This is a genomic window from Staphylococcus cohnii subsp. cohnii (assembly GCF_002902365.1).
Classification (GTDB): domain Bacteria; phylum Bacillota; class Bacilli; order Staphylococcales; family Staphylococcaceae; genus Staphylococcus; species Staphylococcus cohnii.
Genome location: NZ_PPQC01000022.1, coordinates 1 through 328 on the forward strand (window position 1 = coordinate 1; position 328 = coordinate 328).

Consider the following 328-nt stretch of genomic DNA (forward strand, 5'->3'; position numbering starts at 1 on the left):
GAAGTGCATTTCTTAAATCTTCAGAAGGCTTTTCAAAATTTATACCATCCTTAGGAACAATAATTTCATTTGGAATTTGTTTCTATTTTTTAAGTAAAACAATGCAACACCTACCACTAAATATAACTTATGCAACTTGGGCGGGACTAGGTTTAGTCTTAACAACCGTAGTCTCAATAATTATTTTCAAAGAACAAATAAATCTAATAACTATAGTATCTATAGTTTTAATCATAGTCGGCGTAGTTTCGTTAAACATTTTCGGAACATCGCATTAATTGCTTTATTCCAATTGCTTTATTGACGTTGAGCCTCGGAACCCTTAACA

The 328-nt window shown here is 31.4% G+C and carries 1 protein-coding gene; it reads left to right on the forward strand.

Translation table 11 applies throughout. From position 1 onward, the window contains the following. The coding region (qac, locus tag CD032_RS03995) for a QacCGHJ group quaternary ammonium compound efflux SMR transporter (RefSeq protein ID WP_103211196.1) at nt 1-278 on the forward strand (278 nt) is incomplete at its 5' end. Between the last annotated feature and the right edge of the window lie 50 nt (nt 279-328).